The 16,136-nt window shown below is 65.3% G+C and carries 16 protein-coding genes and 1 pseudogene; 12 read left to right on the forward strand and 5 right to left on the reverse strand.

The window, feature by feature from the left end; genetic code table 11:
* Nucleotides 1-128: 128 nt before the first annotated feature.
* Entirely contained in the window at nt 129-1,628 is a 1,500-nt protein-coding gene (dop, locus tag NP3_RS01805) for a depupylase/deamidase Dop (RefSeq protein ID WP_063037178.1), read from the reverse strand.
* 138 nt (nt 1,629-1,766) lie between these two features.
* Here dop and NP3_RS01810 point away from each other — a divergent pair, with 138 nt between their 5' ends.
* The 3 genes from NP3_RS01810 to NP3_RS01820 all read left to right on the forward strand — a co-directional run bounded on the left by NP3_RS01810 (nt 1,767) and on the right by NP3_RS01820 (nt 4,466).
* Complete coding sequence (locus NP3_RS01810) at nt 1,767-2,975, forward strand: DUF418 domain-containing protein (protein WP_084508011.1); 1,209 nt, start codon at nt 1,767-1,769, stop codon at nt 2,973-2,975.
* A gap of 185 nt (nt 2,976-3,160) precedes the next feature.
* Nucleotides 3,161-3,919 carry a hypothetical protein gene (locus tag NP3_RS49750; RefSeq protein WP_063037105.1) on the forward strand — a complete coding sequence of 253 codons (759 nt, stop codon included), beginning with the start codon at nt 3,161-3,163 and terminating at the stop codon, nt 3,917-3,919.
* 19 nt (nt 3,920-3,938) lie between these two features.
* On the forward strand, nt 3,939-4,466 hold the full coding sequence (locus NP3_RS01820; protein WP_063037107.1) for an NUDIX hydrolase: 528 nt from the start codon (nt 3,939-3,941) through the stop codon (nt 4,464-4,466).
* Here the strand turns inward: NP3_RS01820 and NP3_RS01825 are convergent, their stop codons facing one another.
* Nucleotides 4,467-5,072 (reverse strand): TetR/AcrR family transcriptional regulator, encoded by a 606-nt coding sequence (locus tag NP3_RS01825; RefSeq protein WP_063037109.1) that lies wholly within the window; start codon nt 5,070-5,072, stop codon nt 4,467-4,469.
* A gap of 67 nt (nt 5,073-5,139) precedes the next feature.
* Here NP3_RS01825 and NP3_RS01830 point away from each other — a divergent pair, with 67 nt between their 5' ends.
* Nucleotides 5,140-5,733, forward strand: a complete 594-nt coding sequence (locus tag NP3_RS01830; protein ID WP_084508018.1) for an alpha/beta fold hydrolase — start codon at nt 5,140-5,142, stop codon at nt 5,731-5,733.
* Nucleotides 5,730-5,987, forward strand: coding sequence for a putative antibiotic biosynthesis monooxygenase (locus NP3_RS01835; RefSeq protein WP_063037113.1), 258 nt, complete (start codon nt 5,730-5,732; stop codon nt 5,985-5,987). The genes NP3_RS01830 and NP3_RS01835 overlap by 4 nt, the downstream gene beginning before the upstream one ends.
* A gap of 6 nt (nt 5,988-5,993) precedes the next feature.
* On the opposite strand, the gene NP3_RS01840 is transcribed toward NP3_RS01835, so the two are convergent.
* The gene (locus tag NP3_RS01840) at nt 5,994-6,710 is read right to left on the reverse strand and encodes a TetR/AcrR family transcriptional regulator (RefSeq protein ID WP_063037115.1); all 717 of its coding nucleotides are present in this window, start codon (nt 6,708-6,710) and stop codon (nt 5,994-5,996) included.
* 97 nt (nt 6,711-6,807) lie between these two features.
* Here NP3_RS01840 and NP3_RS01845 point away from each other — a divergent pair, with 97 nt between their 5' ends.
* Entirely contained in the window at nt 6,808-7,707 is a 900-nt protein-coding gene (locus NP3_RS01845) for an AurF N-oxygenase family protein (RefSeq protein WP_063037117.1), read from the forward strand.
* Nucleotides 7,704-9,167 (forward strand): DUF4873 domain-containing protein, encoded by a 1,464-nt coding sequence (locus tag NP3_RS01850; protein WP_063037119.1) that lies wholly within the window; start codon nt 7,704-7,706, stop codon nt 9,165-9,167. The genes NP3_RS01845 and NP3_RS01850 overlap by 4 nt, the downstream gene beginning before the upstream one ends.
* On the opposite strand, the gene NP3_RS01855 is transcribed toward NP3_RS01850, so the two are convergent.
* Complete coding sequence (locus tag NP3_RS01855; protein ID WP_063037121.1) at nt 9,074-9,961, reverse strand: alpha/beta fold hydrolase; 888 nt, start codon at nt 9,959-9,961, stop codon at nt 9,074-9,076. The genes NP3_RS01850 and NP3_RS01855 overlap by 94 nt on opposite strands.
* A 44-nt stretch (nt 9,962-10,005) precedes the next feature.
* Between NP3_RS01855 and NP3_RS01860 the strand changes: the two genes are divergently transcribed.
* The gene (locus NP3_RS01860; RefSeq protein WP_063037123.1) at nt 10,006-10,782 is read left to right on the forward strand and encodes an AraC family transcriptional regulator; all 777 of its coding nucleotides are present in this window, start codon (nt 10,006-10,008) and stop codon (nt 10,780-10,782) included.
* A gap of 1 nt (nt 10,783) precedes the next feature.
* On the opposite strand, the gene glnA is transcribed toward NP3_RS01860, so the two are convergent.
* A complete protein-coding gene (gene glnA, locus NP3_RS01865; RefSeq protein WP_063037182.1) occupies nt 10,784-12,217 on the reverse strand; it encodes a type I glutamate--ammonia ligase in 1,434 nt (477 codons plus the stop codon).
* Nucleotides 12,218-12,916: 699 nt separating this feature from the next.
* Between glnA and NP3_RS51775 the strand changes: the two are divergent.
* The 4 genes and pseudogenes from NP3_RS51775 to NP3_RS01885 form a co-directional block, all read left to right on the forward strand.
* A pseudogene (locus tag NP3_RS51775) lies at nt 12,917-13,565 on the forward strand (AMP-binding protein); the annotation flags it as partial.
* 30 nt (nt 13,566-13,595) lie between these two features.
* Nucleotides 13,596-13,982: a fatty-acid--CoA ligase gene (locus NP3_RS51780; RefSeq protein ID WP_444980775.1), complete on the forward strand. Its 387-nt coding sequence runs from the start codon at nt 13,596-13,598 to the stop codon at nt 13,980-13,982.
* A gap of 19 nt (nt 13,983-14,001) precedes the next feature.
* Entirely contained in the window at nt 14,002-15,174 is a 1,173-nt protein-coding gene (locus tag NP3_RS01880) for a PucR family transcriptional regulator (RefSeq protein WP_063037127.1), read from the forward strand.
* Between the two features lie 128 nt (nt 15,175-15,302).
* The gene (locus NP3_RS01885; protein WP_084508027.1) at nt 15,303-16,121 is read left to right on the forward strand and encodes an AraC family transcriptional regulator; all 819 of its coding nucleotides are present in this window, start codon (nt 15,303-15,305) and stop codon (nt 16,119-16,121) included.
* The last annotated feature ends 15 nt before the right edge of the window (nt 16,122-16,136 follow it).

Genomic DNA, 16,136 nt, shown 5'->3' on the forward strand with positions numbered 1-16,136 from the left:
GCGCCTACGGCGCATGCGCTTCGAGGACTCGGACTCGGGACGGGCCGCGAACGGTCGCTCGTAAGACTCGCTCCGTCGTGGTTGCGATCGCGATATTCGTTGCTACCTGGGCTTATTCGCGCGACTTGCTAAGTGGTCAGCTGTTCCACCAACTCGGCGGCGGTATGCACACCGTCGAGCAGCTTGCCGACGTGGGCCCGGGTGCCGCGGCGCGGTTCCAGGGTGGGGATGCGCACGAGCGAGTCGCCGCCCAGGTCGAAGATCACAGAATCCCAGCTCGCCGCTGCGATATCGGCACCGAATCGACGCAGACATTCGCCGCGGAAGTAGGCGCGGGTGTCGGTCGGCGGCTTGGTCATCGCGTCGAGCACCTGCTGCTCGTTGACCAGGCGTTTCATCGAGCCGCGCGCGACCAGGCGGTTGTAGAGGCCCTTGTCCAGGCGGACGTCGGAGTACTGCAGGTCCATCAGGTGCAGTTTGGGCGCGGCCCAGCTCAGACCCTCGCGCTTGCGCATTCCCTCGAGCAGGCGCAGCTTGGCGGGCCAGTCGAGCAGATCGGCGCATTCCATCGGATCGCGTTCCAGCAGATCCAGCACATTGGCCCAGTTCTCCAGGATGTCCTTGACCCGCTCGTCGTCGTTGCCGCTGCGGGCCACGAACTTCTCCACCCGGTCCAGGTAGATGCGCTGCAGCGCCAGCCCGGTGAGTTCACGACCATCGGTGAGCGCGACGGTGGCGCGCAGGGTCGGGTCGTGGCTGATCTGGTGGACGGCGGTGACCGGGCGAGCCAGCTGCAGATCCGACAGATCCTCGCCTGCCTCGATCAGATCCAGTACCAGCGCGGTGGTGCCGACCTTGAGGTAGGTGGACATTTCGGCGAGGTTGGCGTCGCCGATGATGACGTGCAGGCGGCGGTATTTGTCCGCATCGGCGTGCGGTTCGTCGCGGGTGTTGATGATGCCGCGCTTGAGGGTGGTCTCCAGACCGACCTCGACCTCGATGTAGTCGGCGCGCTGGGACAGCTGGAATCCGGCGTGATCACCGGACTGGCCGATGCCGACCCGGCCGGAACCGCAGATCACCTGGCGCGAGACGAAGAACGGGGTGAGCCCGACGATGATCTGGTTGAACGGGGTGTCGCGGCTCATCAGGTAGTTCTCGTGGGTGCCGTAGGAGGCGCCCTTACCGTCGACATTGTTCTTGTACAGCTGCAGTCGCGGCGCACCCGGCACACTCGACGCGTGCCGCGCGGCCGCCTCCATGACCCGTTCGCCGGCTTTGTCCCAGATGACCGCATCCAGCGGATCGGTGACCTCGGGTGCGGAGTACTCCGGATGGGCGTGGTCGACGTAGAGCCGGGCGCCGTTGGTGAGGATCATATTGGCCGCGCCGACCTCGTCGGCGTCGATCACGGGGGCCGGACCGTTCATCCGGCTCAGGTCGAAGCCGCGGGCGTCACGCAGCGGCGATTCCACCTCGTAATCCCAGCGCGTGCGCTTCGCGCGCGGTACCCCCTCCGCGGCGGCATACGCGAGAACCGCTTGGGTGGAGGTGAGAATCGGGTTGGCCGACGGCTCGGTGGGTGTGGAGATGCCGTATTCGACCTCGATACCGATGATGCGCTGCATACCGTCGAGCCTAGGCGACGCGTGCCTGCCGCCGGTCGCGACCGGCGGCATCGGCGATCTCGGGTGATCTCGATGTCATACCGATGGTCGTACTTCCGGAGGATACGGGCAGGCCGCGGCGGCCGGGATATTCGGAATATGACCGATTCGATCGCCGAAATAGCGGAGCGCCACCGCAAGTCGGATGAACCGAGCGTCACCCAGCCGAAGAATCCCGCGCGGTTGGCCGCCCTGGACGTATTGCGCGGCATCGCGATCCTCGGCACGCTCGGCACCAATATCTGGATCCTCACCCATCCCGAAGGCATCGTCGGATACATCGACGAATTGGGCAGCCCGGCGACCGGCTGGATGTGGTCGGAGCGAGTACTGCAGCAGCTCGCGCAGGGCAAGTTCCTCGGGCTGCTGACCATCATGTTCGGCATCGGCCTGGCCATCCAGCAGGGCTCGGCGGTGCGGGCCGGTCGACGGTGGCCGGGCAGCTATCCGTGGCGGGCCGGGCTGCTGTTCCTCGACGGTGTGCTGAACTTCGTGTTCGTCGCGGAATTCGATGTCCTGATGGGTTATGCGGTGACCGGATCGGTCGTCGCCTTCATTCTCGCGACAAGTGAACGCGCGCAACGTCGTTGGCTGACCATCGCAGCCGGATTCCATATTGCCGTACTGACACTCATCGGCATCGCGATGACCTTTGCGAACCAACGGGATTCGACCCCGCGAGCGCCGCTGGATCCGAATCCCTATGCGGACGGGTCGTTCTGGGATCTGGTGCTGTTCCGACTGCAGAACGCGGGCATGTTCCGGTTCGAGCCGATCTTCATCTTCCCGATGTCGATCGCGCTATTCCTCGCGGGTGCGCAGTTGTTCCGGGCAGGAGTGTTCGGACCGGAGGGTGCGCGGATACGTGGGCGGCTCATGATCATCGGATTCGCTGTCGCCGCGCCGATCGATCTGGCGGGCGGTGTGCTCGGCGGCGATCTGGTCTTGCTGACCAGGTACGGCACCGCCCCGTTCGTCGCCTTCGGCCTGCTCGCGCTGGTCGCGGAGTTCTACCTGCGTCGTCCGCGGGTCGGATTCGTCGGCAGGCGGCTCACCGAAGTCGGGCGGACGGCCCTGAGCTGCTACATCCTGCAGAATCTGGTCGCTTCCGTGTTGTGCTACGGGTGGGGTTTCGGGCTTGCGGCTGGCGTCTCCCCTGACGCTCGGGTGCCGTTCACCGTGGGTGTCTACCTGCTGGTCGCGCTGATCATCGTGACCCTCGCGCACCTGTGGTTGCGCCGATTCGAGCGCGGTCCGGTCGAGTGGGTGTGGAATCTCAGCTACCGCGCGCTGGCCCGCGAACACTGAGCCACCGCCCATTTGCGCACATCGCCGCAGTTCAAGACCCGAAACCGGTGCGTATGCGACCCGATGCGGCCGAGGAGAACACGAGTAGCGGACTACTCGTGTTCTTTCCGCGTCGGTGCTGGATGCTGACGCGACGTCACCGAACTGCGTCGGCGTATCGATTTCAGATGCACAGGAGGTGCGTGGTGTCGGAACCGGCCCGAGCAATGAGTAAGGACCACGCGTTCGCCGAACTCGAACGTCTCGCGAACGATGACCTGATCCGTTTCGACGGGCCCGCGTCACCGACTCTGGTCGGATTCGCGGGTTTCGACCCACACTCCGGTCGGCCGCTACCGGGCAGTCTCGCCGGGGTGGTCATCCGCCACGGCAACACCCCGCGGGCACCGCAACATCTCGATTCGCGAAATGCGTTGGCACTGGTGCGATTCTGCCGATTCCTCTCGGCGAATTTCGGCGTCACCGAGTTGCACACCCTCGGGGTAGACGGCCGCGGATCGCATTCCGACGACTGCCACGGCCAGGGCCGCGCCGTGGATTTCGCCGGTGTCACCATGCCGGTCGGGGACGTATCGCGCAGAATCACCGTGGCAGCGCATTGGGGCACCGTCGAGACCGCCCTGACACCCGGCGGAACATGGCCGCGCGGCACCGGATCCCGGGTGCGCTACCGGCTCGACGAACCCGATGCGAGTCCGCTCGGCGATCCCGACGGCGATCTGTTCGTCGCCGACTTCTTCCGCAGCGTCTACGATTTCGCGGCGGGTGAATGGCAGGACTGCTCGGACAGTCCCGATCCCGCGACTGCCATCTCCGGCATCGGCGATCCGAGTTTCATCCTGCACCCCGACCATCCGGACGACCATCCGCTCCCGGCCACGTCCGGTCGCGCGGCCCATATCGATCACGTCCACTTCCAGATCGGCAAGTCCGGGACCGAGTAGGTCGACTAGCGTCGTCGGCGTGACACTCGCCGACCGATATCCGTTGCTGCACACGCCAACCCGCTGGGAATGGGGTGGTCTGGATGTGCGGTTCTCCACCGAGTTGCCGCCCGACGAACTGATCACCAATATCCACGTCATCTGCTTCGTCGGCGCCGATATCGTGCTGTGTCGCGACGATCGCGATATCTGGATCGTGCCCGGCGGCACCAGGGAGGCAGACGAAACTGTCGACGCCTGCGTGCGACGCGAACTCATGGAGGAGGCCGGTGCCCGCCCGGTCGGATCGGTGCGGCCGTTCGGCGCTCACCACACGACCACCGATCGCCCTGCACCGCACTTGCCTTGGCAGCCGCACCCGCACAAGGCGTGGCTGTGGTGCACGGCGGATGTGGCGCTCGAATCCGCGCCGACCAATCCCGAGGATGCGGAGAATATTCTCGAGGTCCGCGCCTTCGCACCCGAGGAAGCAATGCACCTGTCACGCACCGACGGTGATTACATGGCCGAATTACTCGCCCTCGCAATCGAATTCCACCGGGGCTGATCAGCCGAGGGCGGTACGGAATCCGGTGAGCAGTCGCGCGATATCGATCGGCGCCCGCTCCGGTCGCAGCGGTGCGTGTTCGACGAGCAGGCGGTACCAGAACGGTCCGAAGATCAGATCGGTCGCGTACTCGATATCCAGGTCGGCGGCGAGTTCACCGCGCGCCACACCGCAGATCACTATGCGCGCCACTACATCTCGCCGAGTCCGCACCCAGTCGCGGAACGGTCCTGCGAAGTCCGGGTCCAGCTGAGCCTCGGCCATCAATCCGCGTAATGCCTTGACCCGCAACGGATATTCCACGACACCGTAGAGCGCCTCGAGGAAGACGGTCAGGTCCTGTTCGACCGATCCGGTATCCGGATCCGGCATGCGCTGGGTGACCACCATGCCTTGGGCGTCCATGACCAGGACCGCCTTCGATTTCCACCAGCGGTAGATCGTGCTCTTGGCGACGCGCGAGCGCGCCGCGACGCCTTCGATCGTCACCTTGCCGAAGCCTTGCTCCTCCAGCAGTTCGGCCGTCGCACGCAGTACCGCGTCGCGTGCGGATTCGCTGCGGGTTCGACCGCCGGACCGCGGTGTCGCGGCACTTCCCGTCGCCATGGCGGTCAGTGTATTCGTCTGCTATCGTTTTGCGAAACGCTACGTAGCGTTTCGATTTAGGAGATGAGTGACAGTGAGTGCGATCGTGGTGAACCACGGCCTCGGAGCCCGCGCAGACAGCGTCTGGTTTCCCCATTTCACGGCGGAGTTGACCGCGCTCGGTCATTCCGTGACGATCCCGAACCTGCCCGATCCGGACGCACCCCGACTGGACCCGTGGCGCAAAGCCTTCGCCGAAGCGGTGGCCGCGGCGGGCCCGGCCGGCGATACCGTTCTGGTCGGCCACAGCATCGGCGGGGTCAATGTGCTGCGCATGCTCGAGCAGCACGATGTCGCCGCGGCCGGGCAATTCGCCGGAGTGCTACTGGTGTCGACCGCAGCACATGAGGTCGGCTATGACCTGTTGGCCGAATTCTTCGCCGAACCGCTCGACTGGGCACGCATTCGTGGTGCGGCGCGCGAGTTCCGGGTGCTAGCGGCCGCCGACGATCCGGTCAACGTGCCCGATCCGGTCGAACACGTCGGACTGCTGGTGCGCGGCCTGGCGGCCACCGCGGTACTCACCGCCACCGGAAGCCACCTGGGCAACTTCCCCGACGATCACATCGAACTGCCCGAGGCCGTTCGGCTGGTCGATGAAATCCATACGGCCACACGATGACTCGGCAACAGGCAGAGGAAAGCCGCAGCTCTGCCGCGCAACCCGCGGCTCCGGCCAAATGGAAGCTGTGGCTGTTGACGGTCATCGGCATCTATCCGCTGCTCACAGTTCTGGTGACAATCTCAGGACCCCTGCTCGAACCGCTGGCACCGCCACTGCGGCTGGCGGTTATCGTGCCGATCGCCGTCGCGGCCATGGTGTGGGTCGTGATGCCATTGCTCACCCGCCGATGTGCGGGGTGGCTGATGCGGTGACAGATTCTATTGGGACCGTACGGGTTCCGCGCGGCTCAGCAGGTCTTTGACAATAGTGTCGCGTTCCAGCGGAACTCCGAGGCTGCGCGCATTGCCTTCGAACAGCGCCAGCACCGATTCGGTCAGGATGCCTTCGACTTGATCGCAGGACAGTGTGGTCCCGGCATCGGAGCGCCAGTTGTTCACGAAACCGTCGATGAAGCCGATGATGCCGAAGGCCGTCGGGCGGGCGCGATTCGGATCGATTCCGAAGCGCGCCAACGATATTGCGAACATGTCGGCGAGCCGACCACCGATGCGATCGCGCGCACCGGCCAGCGCCTGTGACGAATCCCCGAGCGGTGCGGCATCACCCAGGAATCGGTGCAGATTCGGATGACGCCCGACCCAGCCGATATAGGTACCGATCGCGCCCCGTACGGCATCGCGCAGGGTGCCGTCGGGCTGCAGGGTCGGCATCAGTGCGGTCAGTAGTGAATTCAGGATCTCCCGACGAATCTGCTCATCCAGATCGGCGCGTCCGTCGAAATGCCGGTACACCACCGGACGCGGCAGCCGCAGCCGGTCCGCGATCGCCTGTACGGACACTTCGACACCCTGCTCTTCGATCACCGTGATCGCGGCATCGATGACGTCTGCGCGGCGGCGGGCCTTGTGGCCGCGCCATCGGGTGCTGCGACCGTCCGACGCGGCGGGATCGCGCTTTCCCGCGGTACTGCTCACCAGCTCACGATACCTGGAACAGCTATTGACCGTGACAGTCTGTCTCACTAATCTGAGTGTTACAGCTTGTATCAGGTATTCGAGAGTTGGAGCCGACATGGGCAACGAGGCCGCAGTCATCCCACAGGAATCCTTCGCACAGCGCCTGCTGACCGGTTCGGTGAAGAAGTCGTACGAACCTGCCATCGACATGGACTGGGACGCGCCGCTCGATCCCGACAAACTGTTCCTGCCGCCGGAGGTGGTTTCGCTCTACGGCACCGCACTGTGGGAATCGATGACCCCGCAGCAGCGCCGGGAACTGTCGCGCCAAGAGTTGGCCAATGTATTGTCCGTCGGCATTTGGTTCGAGAACCTGCTCAACCGCCTGCTGCTGCGGGAACTGATGCGCGATGATCCGACCACCCGGCATTCGCACTACACCCTGACCGAAGTGGGTGATGAGTGCCGGCACATGATGATGTTCGGCAAGCTCATCGACCGGATCGAGGCGCGGCCGTACTGGCCGCGGCTACCCGGCCGGCTCGCCATCGGGGCCCTGCCACTGTTCCTGCGCGGGTCGATGACCTGGGTGGGCGCACTCGTCGGCGAGGAGATCTTCGACGCGCTGCAACGGCGCACCCTCGACGATCCGGAGTTGCAGCCCTTGGTTTCTCGGGCGATGCGGATCCACGTCACCGAGGAGGCGCGCCATATCGGATTCGCCCGCGACGCACTCGCGCGTCGGGTGCCGACCATGTCGCGGGCCGAATTGGCCTACACCCGCTTATGTGTCGCGGTGGCCGCACCGCTGTTCGTCTACCTGATGACCAACCGGCACATGTACGACCGGGCCGGGCTGGACGGACACACGGCACGCCGGATCGCGACGAACAACCCCTATGCCAAGAAGGCGCTCGGCATCGGCGCCGCGAATCTCGGTGCGTTCCTGGACAAGCAGGGCTTGATCGGTCCGTTGGGCAAGCGAATCTGGCGCTGGCGGGGACTCTACGCATGACCGAACCCGAAATCGTCATCGTCGGAGCCGGTTTCGGTGGTATCGGCATGGCGATCGAGCTGCGCAAATCCGGTGTCGACGACTTCGTCGTCCTGGAGAAGGCCGAGCCGGAGATACCGGAGTATCTGCGTCGCGCCGTGGACAAGTTCGATATTCGCAGGCATATTCGGCTGCGGTCCGACGTCGTCGCACTCGACTTCGATGACGAGAGGGACCGCTGGCACGTGCGGACAGTGGACGGGCGGCATTTCCAGCCGCGCGCAGTGGTGCTGGCGCCGGGGCCTCCGCACGAACCGAGCGTGCCGGACTTCCCGGGCCGGGATGTGTTCCGGGGATGCAGCTTTCACTCGGCGCAGTGGGATCACGATTTCGAAGCAACCGGCAAGCGGATCGCCGTCATCGGAACCGGCGCCAGCACAGAGCGATTCGTACCGCAGATCGTCGAGCAGGCCGAGCAGGTGACGGTATTCCAGCGAACACCACAATGGATCGTGCCTCGGCCGCTATCGCCGGTGGCGCATCGGATGTTCCGGTATTTGCCTGGGGCGCAACGGCTCTACCGCTGGGCGGCCTATCGGGATTACGAGTCGTCGACCACGGCGCTGCAGCGGGAGAATGTCGCGCTGGTGACCTCACCGATCGCCGCGATCACCGAGTCCGGGATCGTCACCGCCGATGGTATCGAGCAGGAATTCGACGCCATCGTCTACGGGACCGGGTTCGAGATCTCCGACTGGTTCGCCGATCAGCACATCGTCGGCGCGAATGGGCTCACTCTCCAAAAGGCGTGGCGCACTGGGATGGGAGGGTTCCTCGGTGTCACCGTGCACGGTTTCCCGAACCTGTTCCTCATCATGGGCCCGAATTCCGGTGGCGGAAATCAGTCCATCGTCTTCATGATCGAGGCGCAGTCCCGCTATATCCGCCGATGCCTGGAGCTGCTGCGCAAGACCTCCAACAGTCGGATCGAGGTCCGTGCCGCGACCCAGCACGAATTCAATCGGCGGGTGCAGTCGAAACTGGCTGGCGTCTCCTACTGGCGCACCATGCGCCGACCCGACCCCGGCCACTACGACCTGACCGTGCCAGCGGATCGTGAACCGGCACACGAGTATTCGGGTCCGGCGCTGCTCGACGCCCCGGGCGTCGAGGTTCCGGTCGAGGTCACCCTCGGCGGGCATCCGGATCCGATCGACGGCCGCTACCACTGGTACGGACGCGTCGCCCCGAGCGACGGCCACGAGTTACCCGATCCCGGACGCGCCGCGGTACTGCTCACCCTGCCCGGCGGCGTGCCGACCGCTGGTCGCCTCCAGGAGCGCGACCCCTGGGGCAACCTCCGCATCGTCGGCACCGGCACCCCACCCTATCCGCTGACTGCTGTCCGAGTGGCCGGGCGCAGCAGCCAGGCGCGCAATGCCTCGGTGACCTCGTCGGGGCGTTCTTCCATGATGAAGTGATTGCCGCCGTCGATGCGGACCAGCGTGGCGTAGGGGATTGCTTCGGCCAGTTCCCGGGCGGTGCGGAACGGGATGGCCGGGTCGCGGTCGCCCCAGATGACGGTCGTCGGGCAGCTGATGGCACCCAGTCCGGCAGCCAGTTCCGGGCGGATCCGGACGCGATAGCCGGACCAGAAGTGGGCGTTCCAGCGGCGACCCGCCCCGGTGTCCAAGACGGCGAGGTACCGACGCAGCTGTTGGCTGTCGAAGGATCCGTTGCGCACATACGGTGCGAGACCGACTCGATGCACCCATTGGATTGCCCGTGCGGTGACGAGCGGCCGCAGCAGTGCGGTCCGTGCCAGCACCGTCAGCAAGCCGAACAACACGTAGTACGGCGGCGTGAAAATGCCCTGGCCGCGTGAATTCAGGATCGCGAAGCGGCGCACCCGTTCCGGATGACGCTGCAGAAACCCCAGTCCGAGGAACCCGCCGTAGTCGTGACACGCCAGATCGACGCGCTCCAAGCCGAGCGCGTCCAACATGCGCCCGATCCGCTCTACCTCGCTGTCGTAATCACAACTCAAATTCGTGTCCCGATCGGAAGCACCCCAACCGAGCCAGTCCGGTGCGATGACCCGCCGCGACAAAGCGAGCGGCCCGATCTGGTGCCGCCATGCGGCGTGGCTCTCCGGCCAGCCGTGCAACAGCACCAGCGGATCACCCTGCCCGACATCGACATAACGCAGCCGCGCGCCGTCGACCGTCACCTCCCGCAGCTCGAAGGTCGATTCCGCCTGCCCGTCCAGCTTCATCCTGATCTCCCGTCTGTCCTGCGACTTTCTGTATCGTCGCGGATATGGCGCGGTCAGCACTTCCAGAAACGTGCGCTCCCGAAACGGCGGTCACCTCCGCCCGGCTCTGGCTGCGACTCGGACACGCGGTCTACATCGGGCCCGGGATGGCCCTGGGCGCGCACTCCACCGCGATCGCCGGTCTCGGGGTCGGACTCGACGCCCCGTTCCGGGTCCGGGTCGCGGACGCTGCGGATATCACCGCCCGCAGTTTCCTGTTCCGGGCCCGCGTCACGCACCACATCCTGGACACCGACGTGCCCAAGCTCTTCTGCTTCTTCGACCCGACCTCGGAGAATATGGCCCGCTGCCTCGGCGGTATGCGCCGCACCGTCAGCGGATACAACACCGACCATCGCAACGAGGCCGAACTGATCGAACTGTGCGCCGACCCGGCACCGGATATCGACCGTCTGCTCGAGCTGGCCAGTATCCCGGTCCCCACTATCCGCGATCCCCGCATCGCCGCCATCGCGACGGCCATTCGCGCCGACCCGACCCAGCAGCAGCGCGCCGCCGAAAAGGCAAGTGCCGCAGGGCTGTCCACCTCATACTTCCTGCGCACCTTCGCCGAACAGACCGGCACCAGTTTCCGCCGTTACGTGCAGTGGGCTCGGATGCTGCGCGTCGGCAGCGCCTATGCCGCGGGCCACGACCTCACCCGCGCCGCTGTCGACGCGGGTTTCGCCTCCCCGTCACATTTCAGCGATACCTTCCGCGCCATGTTCGGCCTCACCCCCACCGCCTTCCTCACCATCAACGGCGAGCTGCACATCGGCTGACCTATACGTCGAAGTAGAGATCGAATTCGTAGGGGTGCGGGCGGACATTGATTTCGGAGATCTCGGTATCGCGCTTGAGCCGGATCCAGGTTTCGAGCAGGTCGTCGGTGAAGACATTACCTTCGGTCAGGTAGTCGTTATCGGCTTCCAGTCGGTCGATCACGCTATCGAGGCTGGGTGGGGTCTGGGTGACCTCGGCGGCCTCCTCCGGGGTGAGCTCGTAGAGGTCCTTGTCGATCGGGACGGGGGGTTCGATCTTGCGGCGGATGCCGTCCAGACCGGCCATCATCATGGCGGCGAAGGCCAGGTACGGATTGCCCGAGGAGTCGGGGCAACGGAATTCCAGACGCTTGGCCTTCGGATTCGCGCCCGTCACCGGAATGCGCACGGCCGCTGAGCGATTGCGCTGACTGTAGACCAGATTGACCGGTGCCTCGAACCCGGGCACCAGGCGCTTGTACGAGTTCACGGTCGGATTGGTGAATGCCAGCAACGATGACGCGTGCAGTAACAGTCCGCCGATATAGTGCCGGGCCAGATCGGATAGACCCGCATAACCGGCTTCGTCGTAGAACAGCGGTGTGCCGTTCGACCACAGGGATTGGTGCACGTGCATTCCGGAACCGTTATCACCGAACAGTGGCTTGGGCATGAAGGTGACGGTCTTGCCCTCGGCCCATGCGGTGTTCTTGATGATGTACTTGTACAGCTGCAGGTCGTCGGCAGCGGCCAGCAACGTATTGAACTTGTAGTTGATCTCGGCCTGGCCCGCCGTACCGACCTCGTGGTGCCCCTTCTCCAGTTCGAAACCGGCGTTCTGCAGATTCGTGCACATCCGATCGCGCACATCGACGTCGGCGTCGTACGGGGCCACCGGGAAGTAGCCGCCCTTCGGGCGCACCTTGTACCCGCGGTTGATCGTGCCGTCGGGATTATATTTGACACCGGTGTTCCAGTCGGCGGAGGACGAATCCACCTCGTAGAAGGCGCCGTTCATCTTGGTGTCGTAGCGCACGGCGTCGAAGATGTAGAACTCCGCCTCCGGCCCGAAGTACGCGGTATCGGCGATGCCGGTGCTCTTCAGATACTGCTCCGCCTTGCGTGCGATATTGCGCGGATCACGGCTGTAGGCCTCGTGCGTGTGCGGATCGTGCACGAAGCAGTTCAAATTCAGGGTCTTCGCGGCACGGAAGGGGTCCAATTGCGCGGTGCGCAAATCCGGGAGCAGCAACATATCCGATTCGTGGATCGACTGGAAACCGCGCACCGACGAGCCGTCGAAGGCGATCCCGTTGTCGACCAGATCCGCGCCGAATGTGACGGCCGGTATCGAAAAGTGTTGCTGCACACCGGGAACGTCACAGAATCGAATATCGACGTATTCGACTTCCGCGGCGCAGATGTATTCCAGAATTCCGTCGGTGGTGGCAGTCAAGGCTGCTCGCTCGTCCAACACGGCTCCTCGCTTTCGCGGCGCAGGTCTATCCGCGGGTGGCGAGGCGACCGTCCCTGACGACCGCACCCGTCCATAGGGGCACGGCCGGTCCTGCTCGCCGAGTCTCACGATACGACTTGGACATCACTGACGGACCCGAATCCGGACGATAACGGACCATCCGGCGTGTCCGCAGCGCCCCGGGCAGCCACACAAAGATCACGTGCGAGCTTCGGCTGCCGAGTCGAGCCGAACCCGGCCTGTGCGCGCGGCCGCCGCGCCCGGCGGAATGATACGGAGGCAACGCTTTTCAATGATCGCGTTGGGCCACTGGCGGGACTTCGACCCCGGATTGGATCCTCGATATCGGCGGTGGCCGCCTGAACAGCGTGGGCCGAAACTACCCGTCCCCCAACGCTGCCGAATTCCGGTCACCTCCCCGTCGCCGGATTGCGACTGAGCGGCGTTATCCGAAAGGATGGCTTGTCGATTTGTCACAGCTGACGTGAGCCAGCACGTCAGCTGTGGTGTTATCGACCTGTCGACCCACGATCTTTGGTCAAATGCACAAGGTGAGGCCTTGCAGTCTGCTCGTTTGTCGCTAGCGCCACGGTTCGTCGACGCGTTGTGCTGATAGGTGACGACGAGATTGCCTGCGCTGCGGTGTGATCTCGACACCATTGAGCAGAAGGTTGGGTCTTGGTTTCATCGACAGTCCCGGCGAGTAAAGCCCGTCCGGACACGCTGTGCGCGGCCTTCCGAGCGAATGCCGCGAAGTATCCGGACGTGGTCGCGCTGCGCACCATGGGCGGCGCGGTGGCGATCACCTGGCGTGAGTACGCCGACCGGGTACGCGCCATCGCGACCGGCCTGGCCGCCCTGGGTCTGCGCCCCGGCGACACGGTGGCCTTGATGATGACCAACCGACCCGAATTCCACCTCTGCGACTCAGCGGTACCGCACGCGGGCGGCACCCCCTTCTCGGTCTACAACACCAAACCCGTCGAGCTGCTCGCCTACCAGTTCGGCAATGCGGGCAACAAGATCGTTATCTGCGAGCGCCGGTTTGCCCCGCAGATCCTCGAGGCCACGAAAAAGGCGGCGGCCCAAGGCAGTCACGTCGAGCACGTGCTCTGCGTCGATGAGGCACCGGCGGGCACGATCGCGCTGTCGACGGTGGAAGCGGCCGAGGCGAACGGCTTCGACTTCGAAACCACCTGGCACAGTGTGAAATCCGAGGACCTGCTGACCATCGTCTACACCTCCCGGTACCACCGGACCGCCGAAAGGCGTCGAACTCACCCACACCAACTTCATCGAAAACGCCCGCGTCATCCAGACATTCGGCGGTGGCAGCGGCCACGATCCCCGGATATGGGTGAAGGTGAAGGGCGCGCTGGAGGAGCGCTTCGCCGCCGAACCGAATCCGATCAAGCGCGCCCTGGTCCGATGGGCGGTGCGCACCGGCCGCACCAACGCGCGGGCCACTTCCGACGGCCGTGCAGCGGCGGCTTTCGCCCAGCGCAACCGCCTCACCCCGACCACCGTCGCCGAATTGGCGAAGAATCCGGAGGTCTTGGCCGCAATCGAGCAAGGTGTGGCCGCCGCCAATGGCAAACTCTCCCGGGTGGAGCAGATCAAGATGTACATCGTGCTACCCGAGGTGTGGGAGCCAGGAAGCGATGTTCTGACGGCGACCGGCAAACTCGAGCGCACCCCGATCGCCACCCGCTACGCCGACACGATCGAGAGCTTGTACTCGTAGTGCGGGACGGAGAAGTTCAATGACGCAAACGCGGAACCGGGTCGTCGACGATCTGCACCGAAGAGCCGCGTCACTGGTCGACGGGTTCTACGGGAGCCTGCCGCCGTACCCGCGGATACCTCAGTCACTGGTCGAGACCGATTTCGCGCACGGCACGAAACTCAATGTCGACCTGTTCTTCGAATATCTGCGCCGGGGCACCGACCCCTCCGAAGAGGACACCAGGGAACTCGTCGAGCTGGCCATGGACCGGCTTCGCGACGGCACGCCACTGACCGAGGTGCTGGACCGATATCGGCTCGGCTCGGCGTTCATCTGGGACCGGCTGCGCGAAGCGGCCTCCCCCGCCGAGCAGGAACTGCTGCTCGACGCCTCGCTGGTGCTGCTGAAGTACATCACGCTGGTCATGACGCGCATCGCGGGCGCGGCCACCCAGCGCTCGCACGATCCGCGCTGGGAACTGCTGGAGCGTCGCCGAGGTATCGCCGACGCCCTGCTCACCGGGCGCGATCCGGTGGAGTGGGCCAATGATCCGGTCATTCCGGTCGCGGACGACTTCCTCGTCGCGGTATTCCGCCTCTGCGGCACCCGCGGCGGGCACGCTTCGGCGCTGCGGCACCGGGTCGAGGCGATTCCGGGCGTCTTCCTGCGGCTGGACGCGGGCGGGTGGACCGCATTGATCCCGCTGCAACCCGGCGATGACGGTTCGGCCGCGATCACCGGTCTCACTGCGCGACTACCGGCACAGCAGCCCGATCGAACGCCGCCCTACTGGGTCGGTATCGGTGCCGCGGCGAGCAGGGCGGAGATACCGGCGATCTTTGCCGAAGCGCGGGTGCTGGCCGAACTGGGGCGGTGCCTGACACGTCGCGAAATACTCTGCCGTAGAACGGATTTGCAGTTCGAATACACGGTGGCGGTCAGTGACGCGGCACGGCCCGGGCTGGCGTCGGTGCTCGCGCCCCTCGATACACAGCCCATGCTGGCGGAGACCCTCGAGGTGTTCGTCGACAGCGGTTTCAACCAGTTGGCGACGGCGCGTCAGCTCAGCGTGCATCGGAATACGGTCACCTACCGCCTGTCCCGCGTACACGAACTCACCGGCCTCGACCCGCATCGCCCCGCCGACGCCATGACCCTATCCGCGGCACGACTGGCCCGCCGCCTCGAATCCGCTGTCTTCGCCCCCTGAGTTAGGGCGACCTTTGATCACCGGGTTCGGCGATCGCGTCGCCGTTACCCTGACAGCGGCCGTGCGCCCGGGATAGTCTCCGTGACGGATCCGATTCGGGATTCGCAGTCACCCGGGAGCATCCGATGATGAAGGCTCTGGTTACCGACGGGGCATCCACCTCGCCCCGATCCGTGCACTATGTCTCCGGGTCGCCCGGTGAATTGCGTTGGGAGGGTACCGCATTGCTGCGCGCGGGCGTGCTCGCCTTCGGCGGCAGCATCGGCCCCACCGCATTGCACGCCCATCACGCCGTCCAAGTGGTCGCCGCATGTACTCCCGTGGTCGTGGTGGACGCGAGCGGTATTCGGCATCGCGGCACCCATGTCATCGTGCCCGCCGACGCACCGCATCGCATCGCCACCGGAGCCGAGCGCGGCACCGCGATCTATCTCGATCCGGAGTCCGTCGCGGGCGCGGCCGCCGACCGCAGAGCCCACACCTACGGGTGGGCCGATTGTGAACATTCCCTGCCCATCGATCCGGAGCGGGAAACACTCGCCGAACTGGTCGCCGAGGTCGTCGATGATCTCGAACGCGACAATTCGCACAGCATCGAGGACGAGCGCCACGAGGCGGTGACCGAGGTGCTGCGGCTCTTGCCTTCCATCGTCGGCGACGGTCCGATCCGCGGCGCGGATGTCGCGCGCCGGGTCGGCATTTCCGCGACCCGACTCACCCATCTGTTCACCGAACAGGTCGGAATTCCATTGCGACCCTATATTCTCTGGCTCCGACTACATGTGGCGATCACCCGCGTCCGCTCCGGCGACGACCTCACCGCCGCCGCCCACGCCGCCGGTTTCGCCGACAGCTCCCACCTGACCCGTACCTGCCGTCGCACCTTCGGACTACCGCCCTCGGCCCTCAACCGAGGCGTCGATTGGGATCTCGGCGACGCCCCCTAGGTCCAGCCGAATCGT

Source organism: Nocardia pseudovaccinii NBRC 100343, from assembly GCF_001613225.1.
GTDB classification, from domain to species: domain Bacteria; phylum Actinomycetota; class Actinomycetes; order Mycobacteriales; family Mycobacteriaceae; genus Nocardia; species Nocardia pseudovaccinii.

What these genes read in the sequence shown, in the direction of transcription:
- NP3_RS01850 (WP_063037119.1), top strand. Translation starts at nt 7,704, where the DNA reads ATGACCGAACCCGAAATCGTCATCGTCGGAGCCGGTTTCGGTGGTATC.
- NP3_RS01860 (WP_063037123.1), top strand. Translation starts at nt 10,006, where the DNA reads ATGGCGCGGTCAGCACTTCCAGAAACGTGCGCTCCCGAAACGGCGGTC.
- NP3_RS01835 (WP_063037113.1), top strand. Translation starts at nt 5,730, where the DNA reads ATGACTCGGCAACAGGCAGAGGAAAGCCGCAGCTCTGCCGCGCAACCC.
- NP3_RS01885 (WP_084508027.1), top strand. Translation starts at nt 15,303, where the DNA reads ATGAAGGCTCTGGTTACCGACGGGGCATCCACCTCGCCCCGATCCGTG.
- dop (WP_063037178.1), bottom strand. Translation starts at nt 1,628, where the DNA reads ATGCAGCGCATCATCGGTATCGAGGTCGAATACGGCATCTCCACACCC.
- NP3_RS01855 (WP_063037121.1), bottom strand. Translation starts at nt 9,961, where the DNA reads ATGAAGCTGGACGGGCAGGCGGAATCGACCTTCGAGCTGCGGGAGGTG.
- NP3_RS01880 (WP_063037127.1), top strand. Translation starts at nt 14,002, where the DNA reads ATGACGCAAACGCGGAACCGGGTCGTCGACGATCTGCACCGAAGAGCC.
- NP3_RS01810 (WP_084508011.1), top strand. Translation starts at nt 1,767, where the DNA reads ATGACCGATTCGATCGCCGAAATAGCGGAGCGCCACCGCAAGTCGGAT.
- NP3_RS01845 (WP_063037117.1), top strand. Translation starts at nt 6,808, where the DNA reads ATGGGCAACGAGGCCGCAGTCATCCCACAGGAATCCTTCGCACAGCGC.
- NP3_RS01825 (WP_063037109.1), bottom strand. Translation starts at nt 5,072, where the DNA reads ATGGCGACGGGAAGTGCCGCGACACCGCGGTCCGGCGGTCGAACCCGC.